At 60.6% G+C, this 26,434-nt stretch carries 22 protein-coding genes; 8 read left to right on the top strand and 14 right to left on the bottom strand.

Annotated features, from left to right (window positions below; translation table 11 throughout):
• Positions 1-184: 184 nt before the first annotated feature.
• The 3 genes from AAA021_RS00525 to AAA021_RS00515 all read left to right on the top strand — a co-directional run bounded on the left by AAA021_RS00525 (position 185) and on the right by AAA021_RS00515 (position 4,100).
• On the top strand, positions 185-1,933 hold the full coding sequence (locus tag AAA021_RS00525) for a histidine kinase N-terminal 7TM domain-containing protein (RefSeq protein ID WP_349087543.1): 1,749 nt from the start codon (positions 185-187) through the stop codon (positions 1,931-1,933).
• A gap of 119 nt (positions 1,934-2,052) precedes the next feature.
• The gene (locus AAA021_RS00520) at positions 2,053-3,483 is read left to right on the top strand and encodes an ATP-binding protein (protein WP_349087542.1); all 1,431 of its coding nucleotides are present in this window, start codon (positions 2,053-2,055) and stop codon (positions 3,481-3,483) included.
• Complete coding sequence (locus AAA021_RS00515; RefSeq protein ID WP_195919558.1) at positions 3,480-4,100, top strand: response regulator transcription factor; 621 nt, start codon at positions 3,480-3,482, stop codon at positions 4,098-4,100. The genes AAA021_RS00520 and AAA021_RS00515 overlap by 4 nt, the downstream gene beginning before the upstream one ends.
• 109 nt (positions 4,101-4,209) lie before the next feature.
• Here AAA021_RS00515 and AAA021_RS00510 read toward each other — a convergent pair whose 3' ends face one another.
• The 4 genes from AAA021_RS00510 to AAA021_RS00495 all read right to left on the bottom strand — a co-directional run bounded on the left by AAA021_RS00510 (position 4,210) and on the right by AAA021_RS00495 (position 8,508).
• Positions 4,210-5,052, bottom strand: coding sequence for a hypothetical protein (locus AAA021_RS00510; RefSeq protein ID WP_349087541.1), 843 nt, complete (start codon positions 5,050-5,052; stop codon positions 4,210-4,212).
• Between the two features lie 81 nt (positions 5,053-5,133).
• A complete protein-coding gene (locus AAA021_RS00505; protein ID WP_346976695.1) occupies positions 5,134-6,375 on the bottom strand; it encodes an SPFH domain-containing protein in 1,242 nt (413 codons plus the stop codon).
• Positions 6,376-6,423: 48 nt separating this feature from the next.
• Positions 6,424-7,746 carry a hypothetical protein gene (locus AAA021_RS00500; protein ID WP_349087540.1) on the bottom strand — a complete coding sequence of 441 codons (1,323 nt, stop codon included), beginning with the start codon at positions 7,744-7,746 and terminating at the stop codon, positions 6,424-6,426.
• Positions 7,747-7,770: 24 nt separating this feature from the next.
• The gene (locus AAA021_RS00495; protein WP_349087538.1) at positions 7,771-8,508 is read right to left on the bottom strand and encodes a DUF4428 domain-containing protein; all 738 of its coding nucleotides are present in this window, start codon (positions 8,506-8,508) and stop codon (positions 7,771-7,773) included.
• A 374-nt stretch (positions 8,509-8,882) separates the two neighbouring features.
• Here AAA021_RS00495 and AAA021_RS00490 point away from each other — a divergent pair, with 374 nt between their 5' ends.
• Positions 8,883-10,427: a helix-turn-helix domain-containing protein gene (locus AAA021_RS00490; protein ID WP_349087537.1), complete on the top strand. Its 1,545-nt coding sequence runs from the start codon at positions 8,883-8,885 to the stop codon at positions 10,425-10,427.
• A gap of 181 nt (positions 10,428-10,608) precedes the next feature.
• Here AAA021_RS00490 and mgtA read toward each other — a convergent pair whose 3' ends face one another.
• A complete protein-coding gene (gene mgtA / locus AAA021_RS00485; RefSeq protein ID WP_349087536.1) occupies positions 10,609-13,377 on the bottom strand; it encodes a magnesium-translocating P-type ATPase in 2,769 nt (922 codons plus the stop codon).
• A 437-nt stretch (positions 13,378-13,814) separates the two neighbouring features.
• Between mgtA and pyrE the strand changes: the two genes are divergently transcribed.
• Positions 13,815-14,495, top strand: a complete 681-nt coding sequence (gene pyrE / locus AAA021_RS00480) for an orotate phosphoribosyltransferase (protein WP_148332521.1) — start codon at positions 13,815-13,817, stop codon at positions 14,493-14,495.
• Positions 14,496-14,849: 354 nt separating this feature from the next.
• On the opposite strand, the gene AAA021_RS00475 is transcribed toward pyrE, so the two are convergent.
• A complete protein-coding gene (locus tag AAA021_RS00475; protein WP_195445967.1) occupies positions 14,850-16,022 on the bottom strand; it encodes a Fic family protein in 1,173 nt (390 codons plus the stop codon).
• Positions 16,023-16,598: 576 nt separating this feature from the next.
• Between AAA021_RS00475 and AAA021_RS00470 the strand changes: the two genes are divergently transcribed.
• Together AAA021_RS00470 and AAA021_RS00465 are read left to right on the top strand one after the other, a co-directional pair.
• A complete protein-coding gene (locus AAA021_RS00470) occupies positions 16,599-17,135 on the top strand; it encodes a PTS glucose transporter subunit IIA (RefSeq protein ID WP_035136613.1) in 537 nt (178 codons plus the stop codon).
• 267 nt (positions 17,136-17,402) lie between these two features.
• Positions 17,403-17,930 carry a hypothetical protein gene (locus AAA021_RS00465; protein WP_349087534.1) on the top strand — a complete coding sequence of 176 codons (528 nt, stop codon included), beginning with the start codon at positions 17,403-17,405 and terminating at the stop codon, positions 17,928-17,930.
• 490 nt (positions 17,931-18,420) lie between these two features.
• On the opposite strand, the gene AAA021_RS00460 is transcribed toward AAA021_RS00465, so the two are convergent.
• The 8 genes from AAA021_RS00460 to trxA form a co-directional block, all read right to left on the bottom strand.
• Positions 18,421-19,089 carry an HAD-IA family hydrolase gene (locus AAA021_RS00460; protein WP_349087532.1) on the bottom strand — a complete coding sequence of 223 codons (669 nt, stop codon included), beginning with the start codon at positions 19,087-19,089 and terminating at the stop codon, positions 18,421-18,423.
• A gap of 123 nt (positions 19,090-19,212) precedes the next feature.
• A complete protein-coding gene (hypE, locus tag AAA021_RS00455; RefSeq protein ID WP_349087530.1) occupies positions 19,213-20,247 on the bottom strand; it encodes a hydrogenase expression/formation protein HypE in 1,035 nt (344 codons plus the stop codon).
• A gap of 48 nt (positions 20,248-20,295) precedes the next feature.
• On the bottom strand, positions 20,296-21,408 hold the full coding sequence (gene hypD, locus AAA021_RS00450; RefSeq protein WP_349087528.1) for a hydrogenase formation protein HypD: 1,113 nt from the start codon (positions 21,406-21,408) through the stop codon (positions 20,296-20,298).
• A complete protein-coding gene (locus AAA021_RS00445; protein WP_195521097.1) occupies positions 21,408-21,668 on the bottom strand; it encodes a HypC/HybG/HupF family hydrogenase formation chaperone in 261 nt (86 codons plus the stop codon). Before AAA021_RS00445 ends, hypD begins: the two co-directional genes overlap by 1 nt.
• Positions 21,669-21,799: 131 nt before the next feature.
• Positions 21,800-24,271: a carbamoyltransferase HypF gene (gene hypF / locus AAA021_RS00440; protein WP_349087526.1), complete on the bottom strand. Its 2,472-nt coding sequence runs from the start codon at positions 24,269-24,271 to the stop codon at positions 21,800-21,802.
• Positions 24,272-24,388: 117 nt separating this feature from the next.
• The gene (nikR, locus tag AAA021_RS00435; RefSeq protein ID WP_118205863.1) at positions 24,389-24,901 is read right to left on the bottom strand and encodes a nickel-responsive transcriptional regulator NikR; all 513 of its coding nucleotides are present in this window, start codon (positions 24,899-24,901) and stop codon (positions 24,389-24,391) included.
• 1 nt (position 24,902) lies between these two features.
• Positions 24,903-25,151: a hypothetical protein gene (locus tag AAA021_RS00430; protein WP_006235225.1), complete on the bottom strand. Its 249-nt coding sequence runs from the start codon at positions 25,149-25,151 to the stop codon at positions 24,903-24,905.
• Between the two features lie 231 nt (positions 25,152-25,382).
• Positions 25,383-25,703 carry a thioredoxin gene (gene trxA, locus AAA021_RS00425; RefSeq protein WP_022093990.1) on the bottom strand — a complete coding sequence of 107 codons (321 nt, stop codon included), beginning with the start codon at positions 25,701-25,703 and terminating at the stop codon, positions 25,383-25,385.
• Positions 25,704-25,839: 136 nt separating this feature from the next.
• Between trxA and AAA021_RS00420 the strand changes: the two genes are divergently transcribed.
• Positions 25,840-26,415 carry a hypothetical protein gene (locus tag AAA021_RS00420; protein WP_260699689.1) on the top strand — a complete coding sequence of 192 codons (576 nt, stop codon included), beginning with the start codon at positions 25,840-25,842 and terminating at the stop codon, positions 26,413-26,415.
• Positions 26,416-26,434 lie beyond the last annotated feature (19 nt).

The following is a 26,434-nucleotide window of genomic DNA, read 5'->3' as shown; positions in this document are numbered from 1 at the left end:
CCCGGCGAGCAGTTAATGCTCGCCGGGCGCCTTGCCGTCTGCGGATTTTGGGACATGTGGCCCGCTTTTTGAGCCTGCCTGTCGGTACACTAAAAGCACTATGGGTACCCGCGAGCGACATATCGGCCACACGGCCGCCCGATCCGCACCCGTGGCGGATCCCAGGGGCGGCAGGCTCTTCGCCATGCCGCGATTCCTTGTTGGCATAACACATCAGGCGTACCGTCACCGCGTCTTCGCTATCGCCGGCGCCATCACCGCACTGTTCCTCATGCTTTTGGCAGTCTTGCCGGCGCTGTTCGCCTTCGACCCCAAACTTTCTAACGCCGTGTCCGCCTATAGCGAGGTGTCCGAAGAGGTCGTGGATGCGCTCGTCCATTCGAGCTCTCTGCCGTTGCTTGTTGCCGCAATTGCATTTTCGATCTGGGGCGTATCGGTCTATCTGCGCTGTTTGGACTATGTGTTGCGCCGCCGCCTTGTTGCCATCGCCACCATCTGCGCCCTGTGGATGATCGAAGTCATTCTCAAGTACAAGTCGTTCACGCCGTTCTATGCCACCGTGCTGTGGTACCTGTACTACGTGCCCATGACGCTCATTCCGCTGCTCTACCAGTTGTGTGGTCTGCGCCTTGCGGGCCTGGAGCAACACCGCCTGGGTCGCCGCTACTGCGCTGCGCTGTGGATTGTGGCCATCCTGCTTATCGGATTTGTGCTCACCAACGATTTTCACCAGCAGGTCTTCCGCTTTGACCGTACAAGCGACACCTGGAGCAACGATTACACGTACGGCTGGGGTTATTTCGCCGTCTTAGTGTGGACGGCCTTTAACTTCGTGGCCTTTTTTATCCTGGTTGGTCGGTCCTCGTCCTTTCGCATCCAGCGTTTCTCGGGTACGGCGGCGCTCGTACTGCTGGGCGGCGCATTCTTTGCCATCTCCTATGCGTTGCGCGTGCCCTGGGCATGGAGGCTCAACTTCTCGCTCATCTATTGCGTCTTGTGCGTGGTGGCGATGGAAATCTGTCTCGATTGCGGTGTCATTCCGTCGTATCACGACATCGCCGGCATCTTCGACACCTTGCCGCTTGACCTCAAAGTTCTAACGCGCGACCTGCAGGAGGTCTATGCCACGCCGGTGTCAAAGCCAGTGCCGGTAGGCGTGCGCGAGGAGTTGTGGACCCAGGAGCACGGCCGCGCCCATGCCTTTGCCGTGGCGTCCGATCCCGATGTGATGATGTACCGTGCCTTTCCACTGCTGGGCGGATCGGCCCTGCTTGCCCAAGACGTGTCGGAGCTCAACGAGCTTAACCGTGAACTGGCACACCGTCGCATGGAGCTGCAGCGTCAAAACGAGCTGCTTGTCGCCGACTACGATCTTAAGACGCATTTGGCAGATCAAGAGGCCGAGACCCTGCTGGTCCAAGACGTGGACCAGGCGCTTGCCCGCGCGCTCGAAGAGATGTACGACTCGCTGAGCTCGCTGCCACCGTTGACCGACGAGGCATCTTCGCACGAGCGTTACCGCATGCTGCAGCGCGCCAAGATGCTCGTCGCCTATTGCAAACGCAAGGGGTCGCTCACGTTGGCACAGCACGGGGAGAGCGGTTTTGACCGCGACCGCATTCAGCTCATTGCCAACGAGCTCGCAAGCGACCTACGCACGATTGATGTCGATTGCGCCTCGATTATTGCCATACGGCGCCCGATGCACGCCAGTGCGGTAAGCGCGCTGTACGACTGCGTATATGACTTTGCGTTTTTTTGCCTACACCACTACTCGACCGGCACTTATGTATCACTTGAGCGACCACGACTCGTGCAGTGTGGAGCTGCGTGCCACGCTTTTCTCCAACGACGAGGAGGATCTTTCGCAGACACCCGCTGCGCAAGAGCTCGAAAGCGCTTTGCAAGGGCGCAACGTGGCATACCGCTTTGAGGGCGAGCCCGGCCAGCTGCGCATGATCGTCTTGATGCCGAGGGCGGGTGAGTGACGATGCAGATTTCGCTCATCCTTCCCCAAATCGTTGCGCTCGATGTTGTCTTTGCCCTGGCTGCGTGTCTGCAGACGATCCACGTCCCGCTATCGCATCGCGCCGCTCGTCCTATAACCGTAAGGTGATTTGCGCCTACGAGGCGAGCCTTGTGCTTCACCTGATGATTTCGGCGCTCATCTTATTCGCGTCGTCTGGCTCGTATCTGGTGGCGCCGCTTGACGTTTGCGCCAGGGCAATGGGCGGAGCGTTGTGGCTCAATGCCGCGATCTTTGCCTATGGCGTGGTGCTTATGGTGCACTATCGTCGCCCCGTCATGCTGGTCGAGCTGCTGCTTGTTGTCGCCGTTACACCGCCGGTGGTTTTTGCCATGGGCTCGGCGTGGACCGTTGTCCTTATCGCAGAGGGAGCGTTCTTCCTGTTCCGTTCCATCGCGGCGCTCTTGATGGACGTCCGTAACCGCCAGGAGGATATCACCGCATTCTCGACGATTGAAACCATCAACGTGATTCCCGTGGGCATCCTGTATCTAGACCCGAGGGGCCGTCCGCTGCTCATGAACCGCTGCATGCGTAAAAACCTGGTGGAGCTTCATATGCCAACCGATCTACGCGACATGAGCGGCACATGGAACGACCTGCGCAAACTTAGCATGCAAATGCCCGAAAGCAGAAGGAACCGTGTGCGGATTAATCTGGACCGCTTTGGTGAGGCGCGGGCGGTGGTCGAGGTCTCTCCCGCCGAGATTCGCCTATTTGTGTGCGATCGTGTTATGGTTTCGGGCCGTTCGTTCGAGCGCATTATCGGTCTTGATGTGACAGAGTACGCGCATGCTCATGACCGCTTGGCGCAAGCCAACCACCTGCTTGAGCTTGCGGGCCAAGAGCTCCAAGCCCAGATCGAAGAAGTCAAAAAAGTTGCCGACAATGCGGCCTACCTACGTATGCGCGCCCGCGTTCACGATGTGATCGGTCAGCGCCTGTCCATTCTTCATCGCTATTTGGAGGAGGGGCGTCTGGACGATGAGTCGCTCGAGCAGATTGACCCGTTGCTGCGCTCAATCGCCGCCGATTTGCGCAGTGGCGGTGCCAACGAGCCTGCAGAGCAGCTGGGTGATATCGTCCATGCTTTTGGCCTGGTGAGTATGCAGATCGATGTTGAGGGTGCGCTGCCTGAGGACGCGCGTGTCGCGGCGGCCTTTTTGCAGATTATCCGCGAGGCCTCGACCAATGCCACCAAGCATGCTCAGGCGCATCGGGTCCACGTGCGTCTGTGGCAGGAGGGGACGGATGCTGGCGCCGTCGCGTGCATGACGATTTCTAACGACGGGTCCCCGGCCCCCGTATCGTATCGCGAGGGAACGGGTATCCCTGGTATGAGGCATGTCGCACAGAATCTGGGCGGCAGCCTTGAGGTCCATGCCGCCCCACCCTTTACGCTTACGGTATCCATTCCGCTTAACGCCAACGACACATCCCAAAGGAGAAGCTCATGATCCGCGTCCTTATAGTCGAAGACCAGGCCATTCTGCGCGAGAGCCTGGCGCGCTCCGTTGGCGATCAGCCCGATATGACCGTTGTTTCCGCCATCGCCGATGCCTCCGAGGCCTTGGGTGTCGCGCTCAAGGAGCGTCCGGACATGATACTGATGGACGTATGCACCGAGCATGATTCCAACGGCATCGTGGCGGCGGCGCGCATCAAGGAGCAGCTGCCCGAGTGTCGCATCATTATCATGACCGGCATGCCCGAGATCACTTTTGTCGATCAGGCCCGCGAGGCGGGCGTCGATAGCTTTGTGTACAAGAATGTCGGTATCGACGAGCTGTTCGCCGTGATGCGCTCCACGCTGGCGGGCTATTGCACGTTTCCCAAACCACCCGAGAGCATTTTCTCGGGCACGGCGGCCCTCGACGATGTCGAGCTATCGATTTTGCGCCTTGCCTGCGAGGGCAAAAGCCGTCGCGAGATCGCGGCCGAGCTGTTTATGAGCGAGGGCACCATCAAGCGTCGCATCTCGGAGATCCTGAGCAAGACCGGCTACGACAACATCATGCGTCTTGCCGTGCATGCGGTGACCGAGGGCAGCATCGTCCCCAATATGGAGCGCTAACGCTCGTCGCGCATCGGCATAAAAACGGCGGGGCCGCAGGATTAACTCTTGCGGCCCCGTCTGGTGTGCGCGGATGCGTCCGCCAATCCGCGGCTGTCGTGGTCTGCCGTTACGCGATGGTTGCGCTGTAGGAGGCGACGTCCTCGTAGGAATCGGTCAGGTAGGCGTCGATGCCGATGGTCGTGTTGACCAGGTCGTCAAGGCTGTCAAGCTCGCCGTTCGAGAACGTGAACTCTTCGGTGGCGTTGGTGCCGGGCATCAGGTGAGCCGAGAACCAGGGGTCTTTCATGGTGCCGTTGACATTGGTCTTGCCGGAGGGAGCGTAGAAGGTCAGGTCCTTGTCGCTCTTGTTGGTGATGTTAACGACAAAGCCGATGTCGCCCCAGTCGTCCTTGAACTTCTCGGTGATGGTGATGGTGCACAGGTCGTCATCGGCGACGGTGACGGCGGGGGAGATTTCGACGCTCTGGACATCGTCGTCTTCGACGGCCTCATCGATCTCTTCTTCCTTCTCGGCCGCCTCGCGATCCTTCTTCACCGTGCCGGACAGGTCCTTGTCGGACTTGGTAAAGATGAGCTTGTCGCCGTCCACCTCAAGGACGAGCTTGTCGTCTTTGAGCTTCAGGTCGTGCGACTCATCTTCGGCGGTAATCGTTACGGTGGTGGCGTCCTTGGCCTCCCATTTCAGGTCGGCGACCTCAAGGAACATGTCGAGGACGCCCGTACCGTCTTCGTCGAGGATCAGGATACAGTTGAGGCCCCACTCCTTGAGCATATCCATGTACTCATCGGTGAGCTCTTCGCCGTCCAAGGTTCCACCCGAGTACTGCCAGCTGCCGACGAAGTTGGCCTTGGGGTCTTTGCCGCCGCCGCTGCAGCCCGTCAGGGCAAAGGCGAGCGCCAGGACGCATGTCAGGAATGCGAGTACGGACTTTTTGAACGTTGTCTTCATGGTGTCCTCCTTTATCGAACGAAACCCATAGAAGCAAATGCGGGGGTGGCGGACCTCCCCGCCAATTACCAGGTAGAGGGGCTAGGGCCTGGGCGTTCCGCAATTGCTGCAGAACTTGCCGCCGTTTTCGCTGCCGCAGTTGGGGCAGAACCACTTGGCCGGTGCCGGGGCGGGTGCGGGACTGCCGCACTCGGAGCAGAACTTGCCGGTGTTGGTGGCGCCGCAGCTGCAGGTCCATGCGCCGGCCGCAGGTGCGGCGGCGGGAGCCGGGGCGGGCGCGGACGCCGGAGCCGGCTGCGGGGCGGCCTGCTGCTGTGCCTGGCCGGCGGCGAACAGCTGGCTGGCGTTCATGCCGCCCATGCCGCCCGCCATGCCCATGCCCATGAAGCCTGCCATCGCGCCGTTGGGGTTGGCGGCTGCTGCGCGCATCGCATCGCTCTGGGCGCTGGCGATGTTGGCGGCTGCCATGGTGGGATCGCGCATGACCGCGGCCTTCTGCAGGTCCTTGATCATCTGCTCGTCTTCTTGCGAGGCGGCGATGGAGTTGACGCCAAAGCTCACGATCTCGACACCACGCAGGTCGCGCCAGTCGGCCGAGAGGACCTCGTTGAGCGCGCGGGCGAGCTCGGTGGTGTGACCGGGGATGGCGCTGTAGCGAATGCCCATCTCCGAGATCTTGGCAAAGGCGGGCTGCAGGGCGGTGAGCAGCTCGGACTTAAGCTGGCTGTCGATCTTATCGCGCGTGTAGCTATCGGTCACGTTGCCGCACACATTGGTGTAGAACAGCAGCGGGTTGGTGATGCGGTACGAATACTCGCCGTTGCAGCGCACGGAGATGTCGACGTCCAGACCAATGTTGTTGTCGACCACGCGGAAGGGCACAGGCGAGGCGGTGCCGTACTTGTTGCCGATGATCTCCTTGGTGTTGATAAAGTAGACGCGCTGGTCCTTGCCCGCGTCGCCGCCAAAGGTAAAACGGCTGCCGATATTGGCGAACGTCTCCTTGATGGAGTCGCCCAGGTTGCCGCTAAAGACGCTCGGCTCGCTGCCGGTGTCAAAGACAAACTCGCCGGGCTCCAGCGCAACCTCGATGATCTTGCCGTTTTGCACCACGAGCATGCCCTGGCCGTCGTTGACGGCGATGACCGAGCCGTTGGAGATGACGTTGTCCTCGCCGCGCGTGTTGGAGCTGCGGCCGCCGGTGCGTTTGCTGCCTTTGCAAGCCAAGACGTCAGCGGGCATCGATTCGCAATAGATAAATTCTTTCCACTGGTCGGCCATGACGCCGCCGGCAGCTCCCAATCCAGCTCTCAAGAGTCCCATGGTGATCTTCCTTTCTCGTCAAAGGCCGGGTGGTATTGGTCAGAATGGCTAGTCGTCCTTGTTGTCCTTCATGACAACGGTAGTCTCGGTATGGCTGAAGGTGTCGTGCTTCTCGGTCAGGTCGAGCTCGCCGCAGTAGCAATCGGCGTGGGTGGCCTCGTTGGCCGTCTTGAGCTGGCCCACCAGTAGCACGTCTCCGATAATTACGATGATCAGCGGCGCGACGATGTTGATGAGGATGCCCTCGACATCAAAGGTGAGGTAGTCCGGATCGAAGGCATTCCCACCCATAAAGAGAATCTGGGAGAGGGCAAACCCGATCACAAAGAACAACACCGAGGCGATGGCGAGCTTGGGCTTGGAGCAGGGGAGCTCGCCAACCATGCGACCGGTCTGGCCGTTCATGGCAAACAGATAACTCTTGCCGTTCCACGAGGTGGAAAGCATCCACACGGGGAACAGGGCGTAGTCGCTGTCTTCCCAGGTGTAGTCGAGCTGCTTGCTTTCGACCGTGGCGTCGTCATACTCGTCGACGACGGTCTCGCGCAGGGCCGAAATCGTACTTTCTTCCATACGACGCTCGGCACGCGCCTTGCAGGTCTCGCAATCCTCGTCGTAGCGGTTGGCGATGTAGCCGGGCATATAGGCGACCGAGAACGGGCGCAGCGCGTCGTAGTCAAACGGCTCGATGGCGTCCATGTGGCCGTCGGGCATCTTGGAGGATCCGTCGACGGGCACGCGCTTAAACGAGATGTTTCCCTTGCGGTAGGCATCGTAGTGGTCGGTGGTCGTGACGGTGCGGTCGGATTCCTCGGTTACGGTCTCGTTGGTCGCATCAAAGCACACTTCGCCGTCCACGCGGGCGCCGTAAAGCCAAAACGGCACGTAAACGCCTTGGACTTCGTCGATATGGTTGCCGGTGACAAAGCTCTTGGGCAGCAGAATCTTGCCCTTGTAGTGCTCCTTGAGTGCGGTCATGACATCGTCGCGCCCGAGCTTAAACGGAATTACCAGGTCGGGTGAGAAGTCGCCCGAGAGCTGGCCGGGTGCCACGGCAGAGTTGCCGCAGTATGGACAGGTGGTAACGGCGACGGTGCCATCCGAGATTAGCTCGGCGCCGCACGACGAGCAGATATAGCCGGCGTTTTGGGCGAGCTCCTGCACCGCAGCGTCGGTCGCGGGCTTGGGCGCCGCCGCTGCGGCGTCGGCTTTGGCGTCTGCCTTGTCCTGGCGCTCGCGATAGAGGGCCTCGACCTCTTCGACTTCAAAACGCGAATCGCAGTAGTCGCAGACGAGCTTTTGCTCGGCACTGGCAAAATGCAGGGGGCCGCCACACGCGGGGCACTGATAGTTGACGCTCTCGAAGGCCATGATCGGTCCTTTCGCTGCCGGAGGCTATGCGCCGATGGCGCCGCCGCAGTATTCGCAGCGCCCACTGGCATCGGGAATGGTGGTGGCTCCGCAGAAGGGGCAGGTGACCGCGGTCTTGGGAGCCTTGGCGGCCACGACACTGTCGCGCGTTTCCTGACGCAGCTGCACCAAGGCGTCGCGAACTTCGGTTGCCTGGCGCTTGGCCTCGCGGTATTCGATGGAACCGCGCTGATCGATGGTGGAGTCGTTCACGCGCAGGTTGATCTCGGTAAAGTACGGCGTGTTGACGTGAATGGTCAGGTTAAAGTCGTAATCCAGGTCGTAGCGCGGCGGGTTGTAGCTCTCGCGCTCGCCGTCCTTGGTCTCGCGATAGATCTCGGTGCGCTGCTCGTCGATATCCATATCGCAGCCGAGTACCTGCGAGAACTCGATGATGTCGGGATTGGCGTCGCGCCAGCGGCTCTGCGAAGTGATGATCAGCAGGCCCGCGTCCTCATCGAGCATAATATTGGTGCTCCCGGCAGAAAGCGTGCGCGTGGGGTTGAACGAAGACAGGCGCTCGGCGTTGGCCTCGCGGTAGGCGAGTTGCTCACGGATATCGTCCGCGGTGCTGGAGCGATAGCCGTGAAAGTAGGGGGAGAGCTTGCCGGCGCACTCTTTGCACAGGTAGCCTTCATTGATTTTTGTCTTACCTAGAAGTCCCAGCTCGGTACCGCAAATCGCGCACTCTTTCTTCTCGAACATCTTGTCAAAGAAGCCCATGGCTGCCTCCCATCAACTGGTAGCGTGTGTCACTTTTGATGATGGGGGAGTGCGCGATCCTTCGCGATACCCAGACGGCTCAAGGAGTCTCCACAACTGGGACACATGGCCCATTTTTCATCCGACACATAGGGACACTCCTTGCTGCGGGTAGTCATTGCACTCATTGGGGACGTACTTAAATGAGTGGTAGTTGGGGACACTCCTGGCCGAGCTAGAGATCGCGCGCGTCCCTTCTGGTCCATGCGGCTCAAAATCGCGGCGTGATGTGGACGGCTGGGGTCGAATTGGCAGCATTTCGAGCTCGGCTTCGATATTGAGACTGGTTCTTTATTAAAATAGATTTCCAGACAATTGAGCGTGGGGGGTTAACCATGAGGGGCATGGGAGACACAACCGCATATTTGCGTCGGGGCATTCGGGAGATTATATGCCTGGCGCTGTTCTTCTTCACGTTTTTGGCGTGCGAGTATCTCTTTGATGTGCGCATGGCCGAGTTCGTGTCTCCGAACGAGGTCGTTATTTATGAGAGCCTTGTCATCGGCGCGAGCGTGATTGGCTTCTTTGTGCGTCCCATTCTGTACTATCGCCGTCCCCATGCTATCGACGCAACGAGTGACGTCACGGGCGTTTTGCTGGTGGCGGCATTGCTGCTGTTGATTATGGCGGTTCAGGTTGAGGTGGTAATTGCCGGCGGTTTGGTGGCGTGCTGCGCGCTGGGCTACTGCGGATCGACTGCTCATGCAAATTTTGCGAGGCGCTTTGCGCGAACGCCCTGCTTGGCGCGCGCCGCCGCACTTTCTTACGCCATGGGCGTTCTGGTGCAGGTTCTCAACCACATGGTGATGCCTGCCGGCATTCCTCAGCAGGCTGTTCTGGTTGTCTGTGCGATCGCGCAGGTGGCGTTGCTCCACGGTGCCCGACGCGCCAAGCTGCGCGACGAGTCCGATCCCAGCTTTGAACCCAGTGTTGCCGGGCTTTCGGTAGATGCTTTGGAATATGGCGCCAAGTGGCAAGACGATCCCAAGGCAAAGGCGGCATTCCGCCGCGCCGTGGTCCGCCTGACCGTGGCGACGGCGTATCTTTCCGGCGTATTCGCCGCTCTCAACGCGGGTCTCACAACCTTGCATGCTACCGGAGCCGTTGATTTGGGTGACTGGCCGCGCCTGCTGCTTGTCGTGAGCTCGTTGGCTGCCGGCGTCCTATTTGACCTGCACGGCCGCTCGTATATGAATATCGGCATGACATGTGCCGCCATACTGTCCACGCTTTCGTTCTTTGTGCTCATCGTCGATGGCAATGGCGGCAACGAGCTTGCTGCCGCGATCATCTTTTATCTGGGCTCGGGCTTTTTCGTGGTGTTCTTTACCACAAAATATGCCGCCGTCTCGCTCTATGCGCGCTGGTCATATTTTTGGCCGTGCATGGGTCGCGTCGTCAACAACGTGTGCTCGATGTTCGTGACGGCGCCGGCAGTGGCGATTATCTCGAGTCAAAATGTGCTGGCTGCGGTCGGTGCGGCGCTCGTGATGTTTGTGGGCATTGCGATTACGCTGCTGGGGCAGTTGGGGCAACGAGCCGATGATGCCGCGATGCGGGACGGACTGCCGCTTGCCACCGACGATCTTGGTGGGGATCTTGCGCCCACATGCTCCGACCCCGAGCCCGTGGAGGCAGCGGAGCTCACGTCCGATGAACGCCTTGATGCCTTCGTCGCCACCTTTGGGCTTACAGAGCGCGAGCGCGATATTCTTGAGGTCTTGGTCGTTTCGGACCAGAGCGTTCAGGACATCGCCACAACGCTCTTTCTTTCGCGCTCCACGCTCTATCGCCACATTTCCTCGATCAACAAGAAGGCCGGTACCGCCTCGCGCGTGGCCCTCATCAACTTCTTCTGGTCCTGGACACCCAAGGACTAGGTAATCTCCCAATACGTTGCGGTGGAATAGTCCCTAAATTAAAGTCACGGGGCTTTAAACAGGAACTATTTCACCGCAACTGCTGGGGGGATAGACTGCGGCGGCGGCAGAGGCAACGGCAGCGGCGTTGGCAGCTGTGGTAGTGGCAACGGCAGCTGGCAGGGTGTTTTCCGTCTACTTGCTACAGCAGCTCGCCGTGGCGGGCAATGTAGCGGCGCTTTGCCAGCTGGGTGAGCGCGATATAGGCGGTAACGATGCCAATGAGCAGCCCAAAAAAGCTCGTGGGCAGCGGCATGAGGCCGAGCGCATCGGCGATGGGGCTTGCCGGCAGCCAGGTGACGAGCGCCAGGCCCAGCACGGTAAGAACGCACAATGCGGGCGCGGCGTGGTCGCGCGGGCTCGGCAGATGCGGGGAGCGCAACATGTGGACCACGAGTGTCTGCGACCACATGGACTCGACAAACCAGCCGCTCTGGAAGAGCGCAGCAAAGGTCGCCATACCCGCGACGTCGCCCGCGGCGGCAAGCTCGGACCAGCTTGCGTCCACGGCGGCGGGGCACACGACAAAGAAGAGCGCGGCGAAGGTCACGATGTCAAACAGCGAGCTCACGGGGCCCAGCTCGAGCATAAAGCCCTTGATGGACGCGGCGTCCCAGGCACGCGGGCGGGCAGTCCAGGCGTCATCGACGGTGTCCCACGGCAGCGCGATGCACACGATCTCGTAGACCAGCGACAGCAGCACCAGCTGCAGGGCGCTCATGGGCAAAAACGGCAAGAACAGGCTCGCGACGGTCACGGACAGCACATTGCCAAAGTTGGAGCTCACCGTGGTCTTGAGGTACTTGAGCAGGTTGCCGTAGGTGCGGCGGCCTTCGATGATGCCGCGCTCGAGCACGCCCAGGTCCTTCTGAAGCAAGATGATATCGGCGGATTCCTTGGCAATGTCGACGGCCGAATCGACCGAGATGCCGCAGTCGCTCGCACGCATGGCGGCGGCGTCGTTGATGCCATCGCCCATAAAGCCCACGGTGTGGCCGAGCATCTCGCGCATGACACGTACCAGGCGCGCCTTCTGCAGCGGCGAGAGCTTGGCGAAGAGGTGGGTTTTCTCGGCGCGCTCGGCAAGTTCGGCGTTATCGAGCGTATCGATCTCGGAGCCGAGCAAGACGCTGCTCGCATCGATACCAATCTGCTCGCAGACGGTGGCGGCGACGCGGTCGTTGTCGCCGGTTAGGACCTTGACCGCCACGCCCTTGGCCTCGAGGGTGGCGACGGCGCCCGCGGCACTTGCTTTGGGCGGATCGAGGAAGGCCAAAAAGCCCATCAGCACCATGTCGCACTCGTCGGCGATGCCAAACTCGCCCACGCAGCGCGGATTGGTCTTCTGCGCCACGGCAATTACGCGTAGGCCCTCGGCGTTAAGTCCGGCGATCTGCTTGCGAATCTGGGCGAGCTTCTCGTCGGTGAGCGGCTGAGCGATGCCATCGATCTCGACAAAGGAGCAGATCTCGAGCATTTCCTCGGCAGCGCCCTTGGTAACCATCTGGGTTTTGCCTTGGGCGTCGGTGACAACTACGCTCAGGCGACGGCGCGAGAAATCGAAGGGAACCTCGTCGACCTTGGTGTAGCGGTCGCGCAGGCTCTGGCCCAGCATGGAATCGGGTGCGACGGTCGAGGGTGTCACATCGGCACGGTCGATTACGGCCAGGTCGATAAGATTTTTGAGGCCGGTCTGGAAGAAGCTATTCAAAAACGCATGGCGCAGCACGCGCGCGTCCTCGTTGCCATCGGTGTTGAGGTAGCGCTCGAGCACGATGCGGTCTTCGGTGAGGGTGCCGGTCTTGTCGCAGCACAGGACGTCCATCGCTCCGAGGTTTTGAATCGCCGGCAGCTCCTTGACGATAACCTGGCGGCGGGCGAGGTCCTTGGCGCCCTGCGACAGGCTCGTGGTCACGATGACGGGAAGCATCTGCGGCGTGATGCCCACGGCCACACTTGTGGCGAACAGCAGCGCGTCGATGACGTTGCCCTTGGTGGCGGCGTTGATGGCAAAGACGGCCGGCGCCATAACGAGCATGAGGCGTACGAGCAGCATGGAGACGCTCGAGACACCGCGGTCAAACGCGCTCTTCTCGCCGCGCCCGTTGAGCATCTTGGCGATGCCGCCCAGGTAGGTGTCCGAGCCGGTGGCAACGACAAGCGCCATGGCGGCGCCGTTTTGCACGGAGGTGCCGGTAAAGACGATGTTCTTGCAGGCAGAGAGTGGCAGTGCGGAGCCGTCGGCGCCCTCGACGACGGTGACGGCGGTGGTCTTCTCGACGGCCTCGCTCTCGCCGGTGAGTGCGGACTCGATCACAAACAGGTCGCGCGCAGTGATGATGCGGGCATCTGCCGGCACCATATCGCCGGCAGAGAGACGGATTACATCGCCGGGGACGAGCTCGTCGAAGGGGATCTCGATGCGCTCGCCGTCGCGCAGGGCGGTGCAAGTGTTGGAGACCAGGTCCTTGAGGGCCTCGGCCGCATTGCCGCTGCGGGCTTCCTGGATAAACTTCATGCCGCCCGATACCAGCAGCATGGTGCCGATGACGATGACCGTGGAGGGGTCGCGCTGCGGTTCGGGCACGGCGAGCACGTCGATGTAGAGCGAGACCAGTGCGAGCGCGGCGAGGATGCCGGCGAAGGGATCGATGAACGCGTCGGCGATGCGGCGGGCGAGCGTTTTGGTCGTTGCCTCGATGGTGTTGGGGCCGACGGCGTTCAGGCGCTCAGTTGCCTGCTCGACGGTGAGGCCGTTTGCCGTGGCGTCAAGCAGTACGAGGGCGTCCTCGGCACTATGGGTGGCGGCGAATATGGTGTTCTTGGACAGGCCGGTATGAGCGGCAGGGCGCGCCGTGCGGCGGCGCTTGGAGATGGCTTCGAGTACCGTGACGGTTTTGAGCATCAGCATAGGGTCCTCCTTGTTGAGGGGAGTTAGCGTACGTGTCGTATTTGCTTCAAAAAACCTAGATGTCGCTCACGTCAAGCTCTTGAGCCCACAAAGGGTGCAGCGCGCCTTTGCGGTGGTTTTGGCGATCTGCCGGTGGCGTTTATGCGTGTGCGGAGTCCTCGCGGCGTGCCGAGGGCGACATGCAGGTTTTTCGACTAGGACTGCCTTCCATGGCACACCTCCTAAAGGCTGAGCGCAGCGCGCTTTGGGTATCTCGTACCCCTTTTTAATCCGCCCGTATTCTTGATGAGGGGGTTTGACATGTCAACCCCATTGTTCGGAAAACCATTCCCCCTGACAAAGCCTTTACAGAATGCCGTGGCCCCAAAGCGCGCCCGCATCGACGCTTCGCCTGCGCTAAACTGGAAGGCACGTACGCGATTACGAGAGGAGCCCGCATGGAGGCTTACAAGCAAGAGTTCATCAAGTTTATGGTCGAGTCCGACGTCCTTAAGTTCGGCAGCTTTACGCTCAAGAGCGGCCGTCAGTCCCCGTTCTTTATGAACGCCGGCGCTTACGTGACGGGCTATCAGCTCAAGAAGCTGGGCGAGTATTACGCTCAGGCCATCCACGATAACTTTGGCGACGACTTTGACGTGCTGTTTGGACCGGCCTACAAGGGTATTCCGCTGGCCGTCGTGACCGCAATTGCCTACCACGAGCTGTACGGCAAGGAGGTCAAGTACTGCTGTGACCGCAAGGAGGCCAAGGACCACGGTGCCGATAAGGGCAACCTGCTGGGTTATGAGCCCAAGGACGGCGACCGCGTGGTCATGGTCGAGGACGTCACCACCAGCGGCAAGTCCATCGACGAGACCTATCCCAAGGTCAAGGCTGCTGCCGATGTCGAGATCAAGGGCCTCATCGTGTCCCTCAACCGCATGGAGGTCGGCAAGGGTGGCGTGACCACCGCCCAGAAGGAGATCGAGGCCAAGTACGGTTTCCCCGTCGCGAGCATCGTCTCCATGGCCGAGGTCGTCGAGACCCTCTATAACCACGAGATCGACGGCAAGGTTGTCATCGACGACGAGCTCAAGACCGCCATCGACGCCTACTACGAGCAGTACGGAGCACGTTAGTTACGGCGTTTTACCAAACGCCGTAACTGCTCGACGCTGCGCGGGCCGCATTTGAGACAATCTGACGTTCAACTTCAAGGGCGCGACCAGAAGGTCAGCGCCCTTTCGTTTCACGTCACCTTGTCTCAAATGCGACCAGCTCGCTGTCCGTTCTCTACCTGCGGCGTCGTCTTGCTCCGAATGCGGCTCGCTCGCTGTCGTTGCCGAAACATCGGCGTTGCCGGACTAGTCATTGGGGACGTTCATAAATGACTACTCAGGAATGAGCGTGGATAATCTCCCGTTTTTGGCCTGTGTGCGGGCTCAAAGTGGGAGATTATCCACGCTCGCTTTAATTTGCCTGGGCTGCGATGCCTATCTAATCGGCTCGGCGTCTTCCCTGAGAATCGAAAGATACTCTTCATACCCGTACTGCCGGTATCTCTGTCTTGACTCGTCGAGCGGACGGAGGATACCCAATTCTTCAAATGATTTGACGAGCGAGCTCGCGGTACTCCTGCCGATATCGAGTTGGGCAGCGATGAATGCGGTGTCGACGATGGGGTGCTCTTCAAGAATGCCCAACAGCCTTTGCCCGTTTGCAGCAGTCCTTCCGAGATTTTCGGTAATGGTTGCTGTGGAACGGTTATGGAGGTCAACAAGGTTTTTTAAAGACCCTACCGAGTCCTCCGCACTCTCGAGAAGACTGTTGCAGAAAAACTCTATCCATTCCTCGTAAGTGCCTCTCTCCCTTACGGATGTGAGTTGCCGGTAGTACTCGCTTCGATTTTTCTTGAACTGGAACGATGGATAGAACAAGCAAGAATGAAGAACGCCATCATTGATGAGCATAAGTGTAATGAGAAGCCTGCCCAGGCGACCGTTTCCGTCTAGGAATGGATGGGCAGTTTCAAATTGGTAATGGACGAGCGCCGCCCGCACAATCGGATCCATTTCGACTTGAGGCTCATTGATAAAGCGTTCGAGGTCCTGGAGCGTGTTACTCAAATCTTCAATGTTTGGAGGGACAAACGATGCGGTTGCAATGGTGCAGCCTGAGGGGCCAATCCAGTTTTGTGAGGAGCGCAGCTCGCCTGGATTCTTCTCCGTTCCGCGCACTCCGTCCAGCAGGACCGCATGAACTTGCCTAAGAAGTCTCGTGCACAAGGGCATCTTTTTGAGCAGTTCTACGCCGCGGTCGACAGCACGGACGTAATTCACGACGTCTGCGACATCTTTATGATGGAGTCGTGTTTGCGATGGACTAAGTAGGTCGTCAAACGTGCACTGGGTTCCCTCAATTTGCGAAGAAAGGAGTGCTTCTTTGCGCACGTACATTGTCAGATACATGTCGGCGTTGGGAACAAAGTAGAGCATGCCTTCAAGCTCTCCAAGCTTTCGTGAGCATGCGGAAAGCGTGCGATAGGTTTCCTCGGTGAGGTTTAGCTGCCTCAATGATTGCAAGGGCGTTGGAAAAAACGAATAGTAAGCCAATTTCCCCGATAGATTATTGCGGAGCGTTCCCTGGCCGTTCTCCTCGATTTGCATCGCGCCCTCCATATCTTTAGTGCCGGAAACTCGTTATTAGGCTAATCATATCAATTCTAATAACGAGTTTAAGGATTAAATAGTTATTAGAATTGATGTAAACAATCTAATGATGAGAAGTCGTTATTACTTGACCATGGAGCTCGGCTTGGTACAAGGGGGTCATCCAAAATGAACGTGGATAATCTCCCGTTTTTGGCTCGGTGACGGCCTCAAAGTGGGAGATTATCCACGCTCGTTAGTTAAGCGTCCGAAAATCCACACTCGCCAAACCTACCAAAAAGGGACAGGTTTATTTTGGCACGTTTCGGTCGGTATCAGGAAGTGTCAGGGACGGGGCGGCGGCAGGACTCGAGAGCGAAAAGAAGTATCGGGTTTGGCGTGCCCGCTTCTGCCCGTCCCGCGCGTGGGCGATACTCGGCTTATCGAACCGCGATGCAAAGGAGATGCTCATCCCACGAGCACTACCGAGAAGGGCTTGCGATTCGAGTCCCCACCTTAGCATTTGAACCATTTGGCACTATAATTACCGTAGGCATGCGCACAACGTTGCGCTTAATCAAGAGGAGAAAACGTATGGGTCTGTTTGATATGTTCAAGAAGAAGGCTGAGCCCGCGGCTGCCGCTGCTCCGGCCTCCATCTCTGCTTCTGCCGGCGCCGACGTGCTGTGCTCGCCCGTCAAGGGCAAGGTCATCAAGATGGCCGACGTGCCCGATCCCGTCTTTGGTGGCGAGGTTCTGGGCAAGGGCTGTGCCGTGTGGCCCGAGGACGATCTGGTCTACGCTCCCTGCGACGGTAAGGTGACCGTCACCATGGGTCACGCCGTGGGTCTGCAGTCCGATAGCGGCATCGAGGTTCTGGTGCACGTTGGCGTCGATACCGTCAACATGAACGGCGATGGCTTCGAGGGCTTCGTCAAGGCCGACGACGTTGTGAAGGCCGGCCAGCCCATACTCAAGATCGACCGCGCCAAGATCGCCGCTGCCGGTTACAAGGACTGCGTCGTGGTGGCCGTGTCCAACACCGCCGAGTTTGCCGACGTCGAGCTCACCGTTGAGGCAGAGTCCGCCGTCGCCGCCGGTGACGCCATCGTTAAGGTCGTTCGCAAGTAAACTGCGGCGTTCAAAGGATGTGCAAGGGTGGTCGGGTTTTCCGGCCACCTTTTTTATTGCACCGTGGGGAAGCGTTTTATTGCGCGTTGGGCGGGCTTGCAAACCGTTCGGACGCTAAAACGAACCGACCGCGCCTTCGCGTTGCCGAGGGTGTTCATAAGTGGATAGTATGGGCTTACTTATTACAACGTGTGCCGCGTCCGGGAAGCGCGGTGCCGCTCATTGGGAGGAACAACATGAAAAAAGAAGCTGCTGCTTGCGCCCCTCATGGCCGTCTTGGTTGCATGCGTGGTCGTGCTTTCCGGCTGTGGAGGTCCTTCGGTTGAGGAGCTCATCACCGAGGATCTTACGACGCAGTTTGACGAGGTCAAGAACGGTGGCGACGACTTCCTTTCTGGTCTGGAGGAAGCTTCGGGCGACGAGTTCGAGCAGCTGGGTATCGATCCCAAGGAGTATGCCAAGACCTATCTCGAGGGCTTTGACTACAAGATCGGCGACGTGACGGTCGACGAAGACAAGGGTGTCGCGACCGCCGAGGTCTCTATCACATGCAAGTCTATGAACAAGATCGTCGAGGACTTCTCCACCCAGTATCAGGAGAAGGTCGCTGCGCTTGACACGGTTCCTTCCGATGACGAGCTGTACAAGATGGCCGGTCAGGTTATGGTCGATGTGACCAAGGCCACCGAGCCCAGGAAGACCACGGTTATCTTCAAGTACACCTGCAACGACGACGGCGAGTGGTCTGCCGACGACTCCGTCAACTCCGAGATGATGGATGCAATGCTGAGCTAGTTCGTTGCGCGGTAGTTCGTTACGGCGTTTTACCAAACGCCGTAACTGCTCGACGCTGCAAACACCCCTAAGCGGCAATCTGACGTTCAATTTCAAGGGCGCGACCAGAAGGTCAGCGCCCTTTCATTTCACGTCACCTTGCTCGCTTAGGGGCGTTTTCGCTGTCCGTTCTCTACCTGCGGCGTTGCCATGGTGGTCATTGGGGCGGCACTTGGGGACGTTCCTTTTCTGCCGGCAGTTGGGGACACTCCTTGTGCCAGCGTTGCATCGAGTGCTTGGGAAACCGCGACCCGGTTTTTGGCCGAATAGTGGGTCGCATTTTCCGGATGGGGTGGGTTGCGGAAAGTACGACCCGGAATATTGCTCTGAAACGGGATGCGGTTTCCCTGATGAGTCTCAAACGGAAAGCGCATCCCATTCCGGAGCTCCAAAACGGGATGCGCTTTCCGCGCGGAAGAATTGTCGCAGCTGCGTTAAGCAGTGTCGCTCGTTACTCGCCCAGGATCAGCGCCGCGAGCTCGTCCTGGGTGTCCACCACGTAGTCGGCGCCGGCGGCTTCCAGCTCTGCGCGGCCGCGGAAGCCCCAGCTGACGCCCGCGCTCTTAAGGCCGGCGTTGTGACCGGTCAGGATATCGACATTGGAATCGCCCACATAGAGCGTGGTCGCCGGATCGGCGCCTAGCTCTTCCATCACATGCAGCGTAACAGGCGCCTCGGGCTTGGGGGGAAACGCATCGATGCGGCCCTGCACCAGCGCAAAGCGCTCGGAACCAAAATACTTCTCGATAAGCGGAGCCGCCGAGACGTGGTCCTTGTTAGTGAGCACGGCAAGCTGCACGCCCGCGGCGCGCAGGCGGTCGAGCATCTCGATCGTACCGGCATAGGGGGCGGTGTGGTCCTCCTTGTGCTCGCCGTAGTAAGCCCTAAACTCGGCAAGCGTTTGCTCAAACATACGGCTGTCGCCCGCATACTCGGCAGGCATAAAGCGCTCAACCAGCTTGAGCATGCCGTTTCCCACCTTGTAGCGGTACTCGTCAACGGCAAACGTGGGCCAGCCGTGCGCCTCGCAGGTATGGTTGCCGGCGGCCGCCAGGTCCTCGAGCGTGTTGAGGATGGTGCCGTCCAGGTCAAAGATCACATGGGAAAAAGCTGCTGCCATAAAAACTCCCGTCATTGGGTTTAAAACGCACCCCATGATACTGGGCTTCCGCGTTGGGCGTGCTTGGAATCTGAACATCTCCAGGGGTATCAGGCCGCATCGCGCCGACCGTGTGGTTTCGCCCTAGCAAATTCTCGGCAGCTGCTCTCCTACGAGCATGTCGAGGATGCGGGTCGAGCCCCAGCCGGTGCGCACGCGCACGGCGGGTCGAGCGCTCGATCCAAGCGGCACCACGCGGCCGATAATCGCGGCGTTCTCGCCGTAGCGGGCGGCGCGCATGGCGGCCAGCGCCGCATCGGCTTGTTCGGCCGGCACGACGGCAACCATCTTGCCCTCGTTTGCCACCTGCAACACGTCATAGCCGAGCATTTCGCAAGCCGCCTGCACGTCGGGACGCACGGGCACGGCATCCTCGTCGACCTCCATGGCAACATTGCTGGCCTGCGCAAACTCGTTGAGCGTCGAGGCCAGGCCACCGCGCGTGGGGTCGCGAAAGCAGCGCGTGTCGGGTGCTGCGGAAAGCACATCGGCAATCAGGTGGTTGAGCGGTGCGGCATCGCTTTCGATGGTGCTCGAAAACGCCAAGCCCTCGCGTTGGCTCATGATGGCGATACCGTGGTCGCCCAGCGTACCCGATACCAGAATGACATCGCCAGGCTGGCAGTTTGCGCCACTGAGCGTTACGCCCACGGGCATTTCGCCCACGCCGGCGGTATTGATGTAGACGCCGTCGGCCCCGCCGCGCTCAACCACTTTGGTGTCGCCGGTGATGATCGCCACGCCCGCCTCGCTCGCCGTCTCGGCCATGGTCTGCACAATCTGACGCAGCTTGTCCATGGGATAACCCTCTTCGAGGATAAAGCCGCACGACAGGTAGCGCACATTGGCACCCGAGGTCGCGACATCGTTGACGGTTCCGCACACGGCGAGTCGGCCGATATTGCCACCGGGGAAGAACTGCGGCGAGACTACAAAGCTGTCGGTCGACATGGCGATGCGCCCGCTCGCGGGCAGCGCGGCGACGCCGGCGTCGTTGCCTTCGAGCAGCTCGGGCGACCCAAAGGCATCCAAAAAGACCTCATCGATGATGCGTTTCATCATCTGTCCGCCAGAGCCGTGGCCCAACAGGACGGTGCTATCGGTGATGCTATGGGACATATCCAAAACTCCAATCGTGGGTGGTGCCAGTGTGCGGGTGCGTCCGGGCTAGTTACGGTAGCGATAGTACGCCGCGCAGCTGCCCTCGGAGCTCACCATGCAGGGGCCGACGGGATGCTCGGGTGTACAAGCGTGGCCGAACAGAGGGCAGTCGCTCGGCGTAATGGCCCCGCGCAGCACGTCGCCGCAGCGGCACCCACGCGGCTCGACCGTCTCCTCGACGGGCACGTCAAAGCGGGTACGGGCATCAAAGCGCGAGAACTCGGGGCGGATGGAAAGGCCCGAGTTAGCAATCAGCCCCAGCCCGCGCCATGTGGTATCGCACGGTTCAAATACCTGCTCGACCAGCTGGCGCGCCACGGGATTGCCGTCGGCATTGACGCCACGGCGGTAAGCGTTATCGATCGCGGGTCTGTCCTCGACAACCATCTGGACCAGCATGCAGATGCCCTGCAGGATATCGACCGGTTCAAATCCCGTGACCACGCCCGGGGTATCGAACTCATCGACCAAAAAGCTAAAGGGCGCCAAGCCCGTGATGGTGGCGACGTGGCCCGGCAGGATAAAGCCGTCGATGGCGGTCTCGGGGTCGTTGGCGATGGCGCGCAGAGCCGGCGGCGTGGTCTTGTGGGCGCAATAGACCGAGAAGTTCAAAAGCCCGCGCGCCTCGGCCTCCAAGATGGCGGCGGCGATGGTGGGCGTCGTAGTCTCAAAGCCTACGCCCATAAAAATGACCGGGCGATCGGGGTTTTGCTCGGCAATGTCGAGCGCGTCGAGCGGGGAGTAGACGATGCGGATGTCGCGCCCGGCCGCCTTTTGCGCAGCGAGCGAGGTAGACGATCCGGGCACGCGCATCATGTCGCCAAAGGTGGTGATGATGGCGCCGTCTATGTTGGCGAGCGCGATTGCGTGGTCGATGTCGCGGTTGGCGGTGACGCAGACAGGGCAGCCCGGGCCGCTCAGCAGCTTGAGTCCCGTCGGCATAATGGAGCGAAAGCCATAGCGGCCGATGCTCACGGTATGCGTGCCGCAGACTTCCATAAGGTTGATGGTGCGGTCGCCGACAAGCTCATGAATGCGCTCGATGAGCTCGCGAGCCAGCTTGGGATCGCGGAATGCCGAGAAATCGATACCGGAGCGAGCCGGCTGCTCGGGCGCCACTAGTAAGCCTCCGCCGGGTTGGTGGCCAGCTGGTCTTCTTCGACCAGCTCGGACATGGCATTAACAAGCTCGAGCGTTTCCTGTGCTTCCTGCTCGTCGACAATCTGGATGCCAAAGCCGGCGTGTACGAGAACATAGTCTCCTACCTGCGCCGTCGGCACGAGTCTCAGCGAAACAGGGCGCTCGATGCCCATCATGTCGACGGTGGCCTTGAGGTCATCGTCGCGTTTGACTACTTTACCGGGAACGGCAAGGCACATAATGTTCCTCTTTTATACGCTTTGCGCTGGATGGGCGCTTAATAATCCATCAGTTGATGGTAGCGCTCGCGGGGTTCGCGGGCAAACGCGTTACGCCTGTGAGACGGCGGCGCGCAGGCTGGCAAAACAGCCTATCTCGACGCCGTCTGCGCGAGGCAAGCGCGAGCGATGGCGGCCTGACCGTAGGCGATGCAGCCGTCGTTGACGGGCACAGCGTGGGGGACCAAGACGGCAAGACCGGCGTCTTTGAGTTCGTGGGTAAGGAGCTGAAGCAAAAGCCGGTTCATGAACACACCGCCCGAGAGCGCGACGGTATCGAGGCCTTCGCGCTCACAGATCTCGCACGCGACGTGGGCCGACGCGCATGCGATGGCGACGTGGAAGTCGAGCGCGAGCCTGTCGGCCGGCGCTCCGGCTTCAATTCCTCCCAAAAGTGCCTCAAAGAGCGCTTTCTGGTCCAGAACATAGGGGCCGTCCAGCCACGATGGGCCAGATGCGAAATAGCCGGCGTTGTCGTCGGGAAAATGGGCGATTTCGTTGTCGAGCGCGCGCCAGGCGGCGGCTTCGAGTTCTATGGCGGGTTCGCCCTCGTAGGTTGCCTTGTCGCAGATGCCCAGAATTGCTGCCGCGGCATCAAAGAGACGCCCCATGCTGCTGGTACGCGGGCTGTTGATGCCGCGCTCGATCATGGTGGCTGTCACGCTGCGCGTTTGTTCGTCGAGGCTGTCCAAAAGCCGAGCGGCACCTGGGTGCTCGAGCAGGCCGAGCTCACTGAGCAGGGCGAAGGCGTTGCGGCGGGCGTCGCGCACGGAGGCCGCCCCACCGGGGAGCGCCCAGGTGCGCAAATGCGCGGCGCGCTCAAAGCCGCCAAGGCTGGCAACAAGAAACTCGCCGCCCCAAATGGTCCCATCGGTGCCGGCGCCGGTGCCGTCAAAGGCGATGCCAAGGACGCGCGCGTCGGTTGTAAGCTGGCCCGCGGCGATGGCCTCGGCCATTACGCTCGCGATATGCGCATGATGGTGCTGCACCTCGACGAGCGGCAGATTGCATTTTCGCGTCTGCTCGCGCGCCCACTGGCCCGATAGATAGCTGGGGTGTAAATCGCAGGCCAAGGCGGCGGGCGCCAAGTCAAAGAGATCTTCCAAGCGCGTGCGCGCGGCGTTCCAGGCATCGAAGGTCCCGCCGTTTTCAACATCGCCGATATGCTGCGACACAAAACAGGTCGCCTCGCCGTTCGTCCCTTCACGCGTGAGCGCAATCGTGGCCTTTTGTTGTGGCCCGCAGGCGAGCACGCAGGACGGAGCGCCGTCGAGCGCCGGCAACGGCAGCGGCTGGGGTGCATATCCGCGAGCGCGGCGAACGGGCATAATGGCGCCGTCGACCACGCGCACTACAGAGTCGTCGTAGCGCGAGAGGATCGCGCGGTCGTTACCGAGCAACGCGTCGGCGATGCCGGCAGCAACGAGGTGTTCCCAGGCAAGGTCGTCGTCGGTCTCGATGGGTTCTTCGCTCAGGTTTCCGCTGGTCATGACGAGCGCGTGCATACCGTGCGACGCGGCAGCTGCAAGCAGAAGATGCTGAAGCGGGGTGTAGGGGAGCATAACGCCAAGCTCGGGCAGGTCGCGCGCGACGGACGGTGCGAGTACGAGGGCGTCGGAAGAATCGCCGTCGTTCCCGCAAACAGCCCGCCGGCGCAGCAGCACGATGGGGCGGATACTGCCGGCGAGCAGATCGCGTTCAGCATCGTCGATATAGCACAGGCGCCCGGCATCGGCAAGACTGCGCACCATAACGGCAAGCGGCTTGTTGCTGCGGCGTTTGCGGCGGCGAAGCTCGGCTACCGCCTGCTCGTTGGAGGCGTCGCATGCCAAGTGGAATCCGCCCAGGCCCTTGATGGCGACGATGCCACCGCTGGCCAGCAGCTCAACGCAGCGCTCGATAATGGCGTCGCTGACCTCGCGTGTGGTGCCGACGGCCGGTGTCGCGGACGAATTCCCGCACGCATCGCCGTTCACAGCCTCACGCCACGTAATATGCGGCCCGCAATCAAAGCAGGCATCGGGCTGTGCGTGAAAGCGACGGTCGAGTGGATCGGCATACTCTGCGGTGCAGGCGGGGCACATGGGGAAACGGTCCATCGAGGTAGCCGCTCGGTCATAAGGCAGCGACCGGATGATGGTAAAGCGTGGGCCGCAGTTAGTGCAGTTGATAAAGGGGTAGTGATAGCGTCGGTCGGCGGGATCGAACAACTCGCGCAGGCAATCGTCACAGGTAGCGATGTCGGGCGAGACGAGCGTCGTGTGTGCGGTCTGGTCCTGCGATGCTACGATGCGAAAGCCCTGTTCATCGGCGGCATCCCAACCGTTGGCTGCCAGGTCCACAACCTCGACATACTCTATGCGGGCTGCTGCAGGTGCATGCTCAGAAAGCGCGGCAACAAAAGCATCGAGCGCATCGGCCGGAGCGTGCGCCTCGATATGCACGCCGTCGCCCGCATTGAGCACCCATCCGCAAATGCCATGCGCCATGGCCTCGCGATACACAAACGGTCGCATGCCAACACCCTGCACAATGCCCGTCACATGAATATGCACATGCCGCATGCGACACCCCTCATCAAAACCGACCAAAAAAGGACAGGTTTATTTTGGTCGGTAAAACTTCTAAACCTGCCAAAACAAACCTGTCCCTATTTGGCAGGTGCGCTGCGGGAAATCCCGCTACAGCCCCAGGCTCTGCTTGGTGGCGGCGCACGTGAGCTCGCCGTGCTTAACGCCGCGCAGGCCCAGCAGACGGTCGGCTAGTTCGTAGACGCGCTCGCCGCGACCCTTGAGCGCCAGAATCTCCAAGCAGTTGTGGTGATCCAGATGCACGTGCATGGTCGATACGATCTCGTCGGTGTAGTCGTGCTGCACCTCGTCCAGGCGGCGCGTCAGGTCGCCGGTATGGTGGTCGTAGATCATGGTGAGCGACCCGATAACATGCTCATCGGGCGTGCGCATCTGCTCTTTGGCGATCGAGGCGCGAATCAGGTCGCGCACGGCCTCGGATCGGTTGGCCACGTCGCCGCGGCGTGCGATCTGCTCGTCAAAACGGCGCAGCAGGTCGTCGGGTGCGGTAACCGAAAAACGGACCAGCTCGGAGCCGGAGCCACTACAGTGGCAGCCCGCGTCACCGTCCGCCCCGTGCGGGTGCTCGTGCTCGTACCCGCAGCCGTGCTCGTGTTCGGCCACCTTACACCAGCTTCACGGAGCCGACGGAGTTGTGGTCGGCCTCGATGGCTTCCTCGTAGCCCTCGAGTGCGTCGTGGGCCTCGTGCAGCGCGGCCATGGCGGCCTCGAGCTTGGCGCCGATGCGCTCCATGTCAAAATTCTCGGTCGCATGCAGCAGCTGATGGCTCCACTCGTGAGCGAGCTCGATGGTGTCGTCGACCTGCTTGACGCTCATGGCAAGCTGGCTCATGTTCATTCCAACATCATGCATGGGAAATCTCCTTTTGTATGGGGCAGTTCAGTGGTTCAGATTTTACTACGCCCGCTCTGCGCGCAGTTGCATAAGAAAACGGGTACGAGTCTGTGCGACCCGCACCCGTTCACTGGGGGCTGTTTGTGACTACCATACTATCCGTGGTTGCACTCGGTGCATTCAGAAGTCCGGCGAGCGGCGTAAAAGCGCTCATGGACGGCAGGCAGACGGCAACATGTAACAAGCGTATTACAGATGCTTCTCCAGCAGCGCCTGCAGCCTCGCCTTGGGCAGAGCGCCAACCGAGCGGTCAATCTCCTCGCCGTTCTTAAACACAATCAGCGTGGGGATGCTCATGACGCCATACTTCATGGCCAGGTCCTGGTTGTCGTCGACGTTGCATTTGGCAACGGCAAGCTTGCCCGCCAGCTCATCGGCAACCTCGTCAACGATGGGCGAGAGGGATCGACAGGGCCCGCACCACGGTGCCCAAAAATCGACCAGCACGGGCAGGCTGTCGTTAACGATGGAATCGAAGTTCTCGGGGGTAATCTGATTAATGTCAGCCATGGTGACCTCCATAATGCGACGCGGCTCGGCCGCGTAAAACTCAGTACGACCGTGCTTATACCCAGCCGCCCGCAAAGCAACCACTCGCGGGCGGCTCTTTTATATAATGGTGGGCACGCAAACGATTGGAGAGCGCATGCCCACGTCACAAAGCCAGAAAAAAGAAGCCATCGCCCAGGCGACCGAGCAGGAGCTCGCATCGCTCGCGGGTCGTGGCGTGCGTATCGCGGGCAACGCGTGCTCGCCGATCGTGCTGGTCAAAGGCGATCTGGACGAGGCCGAGCGTTCGGGTGGCGAGCTTGCCGCCGGCCCGGATGGCGCGGCGTTGCGCAAGGCGCTTGGGGCCATCGGCTACGCGCCCGAGGATTTTTGCGTGCTGGCAAGCGTCGCCGGCGTGGGTGATGGGACGGTCGCGGTGGGCGAGACTCTGCCGTGCGAGCTGTTCCGTGAGGCGCTTGAGGCTTTGGACCCCGAGGCGGTGCTGCTGCTCGACAACAACGCGGCTGACGCCATGCGCGAGACCTACGCCGATATGCTCGTGGCGATCGATGACTTCGACACCGCCATGCTCAAGCCCGGCCTGGTCGCCCATGTGCAGGGCCGCCGCGTGCTCGCGCTCGATGGCTTTGAGGCGGCGCTGACCGACAAAGCGGCCAAGCAGCGCATGTGGGCCTACATCAAGCAGCTGACCCCGGCGGCCGCTCCGCTGTAGCGGATTGGCGCCGGTGAGC

The organism is Collinsella sp. CLA-JM-H32, assembly GCF_040098165.1.
In the GTDB taxonomy this organism is placed as follows: Bacteria; Actinomycetota; Coriobacteriia; order Coriobacteriales; family Coriobacteriaceae; genus Collinsella.
This window is presented reverse-complemented; position numbering and strand designations above follow the sequence as displayed.

Coding starts and splice junctions, on each gene's coding strand:
- AAA021_RS00430 (WP_006235225.1), bottom strand. CDS start 25,151: ATGCATGATGTTGGAATGAACATGAGCCAGCTTGCCATGAGCGTCAAG.
- AAA021_RS00475 (WP_195445967.1), bottom strand. CDS start 16,022: ATGCAAATCGAGGAGAACGGCCAGGGAACGCTCCGCAATAATCTATCG.
- AAA021_RS00525 (WP_349087543.1), top strand. CDS start 185: ATGCCGCGATTCCTTGTTGGCATAACACATCAGGCGTACCGTCACCGC.
- AAA021_RS00470 (WP_035136613.1), top strand. CDS start 16,599: ATGGGTCTGTTTGATATGTTCAAGAAGAAGGCTGAGCCCGCGGCTGCC.
- AAA021_RS00495 (WP_349087538.1), bottom strand. CDS start 8,508: ATGGGCTTCTTTGACAAGATGTTCGAGAAGAAAGAGTGCGCGATTTGC.
- mgtA (WP_349087536.1), bottom strand. CDS start 13,377: ATGCTGATGCTCAAAACCGTCACGGTACTCGAAGCCATCTCCAAGCGC.
- hypF (WP_349087526.1), bottom strand. CDS start 24,271: ATGCGGCATGTGCATATTCATGTGACGGGCATTGTGCAGGGTGTTGGC.
- trxA (WP_022093990.1), bottom strand. CDS start 25,703: ATGGCTGACATTAATCAGATTACCCCCGAGAACTTCGATTCCATCGTT.
- AAA021_RS00500 (WP_349087540.1), bottom strand. CDS start 7,746: ATGGCCTTCGAGAGCGTCAACTATCAGTGCCCCGCGTGTGGCGGCCCC.
- AAA021_RS00445 (WP_195521097.1), bottom strand. CDS start 21,668: ATGTGCCTTGCCGTTCCCGGTAAAGTAGTCAAACGCGACGATGACCTC.
- AAA021_RS00515 (WP_195919558.1), top strand. CDS start 3,480: ATGATCCGCGTCCTTATAGTCGAAGACCAGGCCATTCTGCGCGAGAGC.
- AAA021_RS00465 (WP_349087534.1), top strand. CDS start 17,403: ATGGCCGTCTTGGTTGCATGCGTGGTCGTGCTTTCCGGCTGTGGAGGT.
- pyrE (WP_148332521.1), top strand. CDS start 13,815: ATGGAGGCTTACAAGCAAGAGTTCATCAAGTTTATGGTCGAGTCCGAC.
- AAA021_RS00510 (WP_349087541.1), bottom strand. CDS start 5,052: ATGAAGACAACGTTCAAAAAGTCCGTACTCGCATTCCTGACATGCGTC.
- AAA021_RS00460 (WP_349087532.1), bottom strand. CDS start 19,089: ATGGCAGCAGCTTTTTCCCATGTGATCTTTGACCTGGACGGCACCATC.
- AAA021_RS00420 (WP_260699689.1), top strand. CDS start 25,840: ATGCCCACGTCACAAAGCCAGAAAAAAGAAGCCATCGCCCAGGCGACC.
- AAA021_RS00490 (WP_349087537.1), top strand. CDS start 8,883: ATGAGGGGCATGGGAGACACAACCGCATATTTGCGTCGGGGCATTCGG.
- hypE (WP_349087530.1), bottom strand. CDS start 20,247: ATGTCCCATAGCATCACCGATAGCACCGTCCTGTTGGGCCACGGCTCT.
- AAA021_RS00505 (WP_346976695.1), bottom strand. CDS start 6,375: ATGGGACTCTTGAGAGCTGGATTGGGAGCTGCCGGCGGCGTCATGGCC.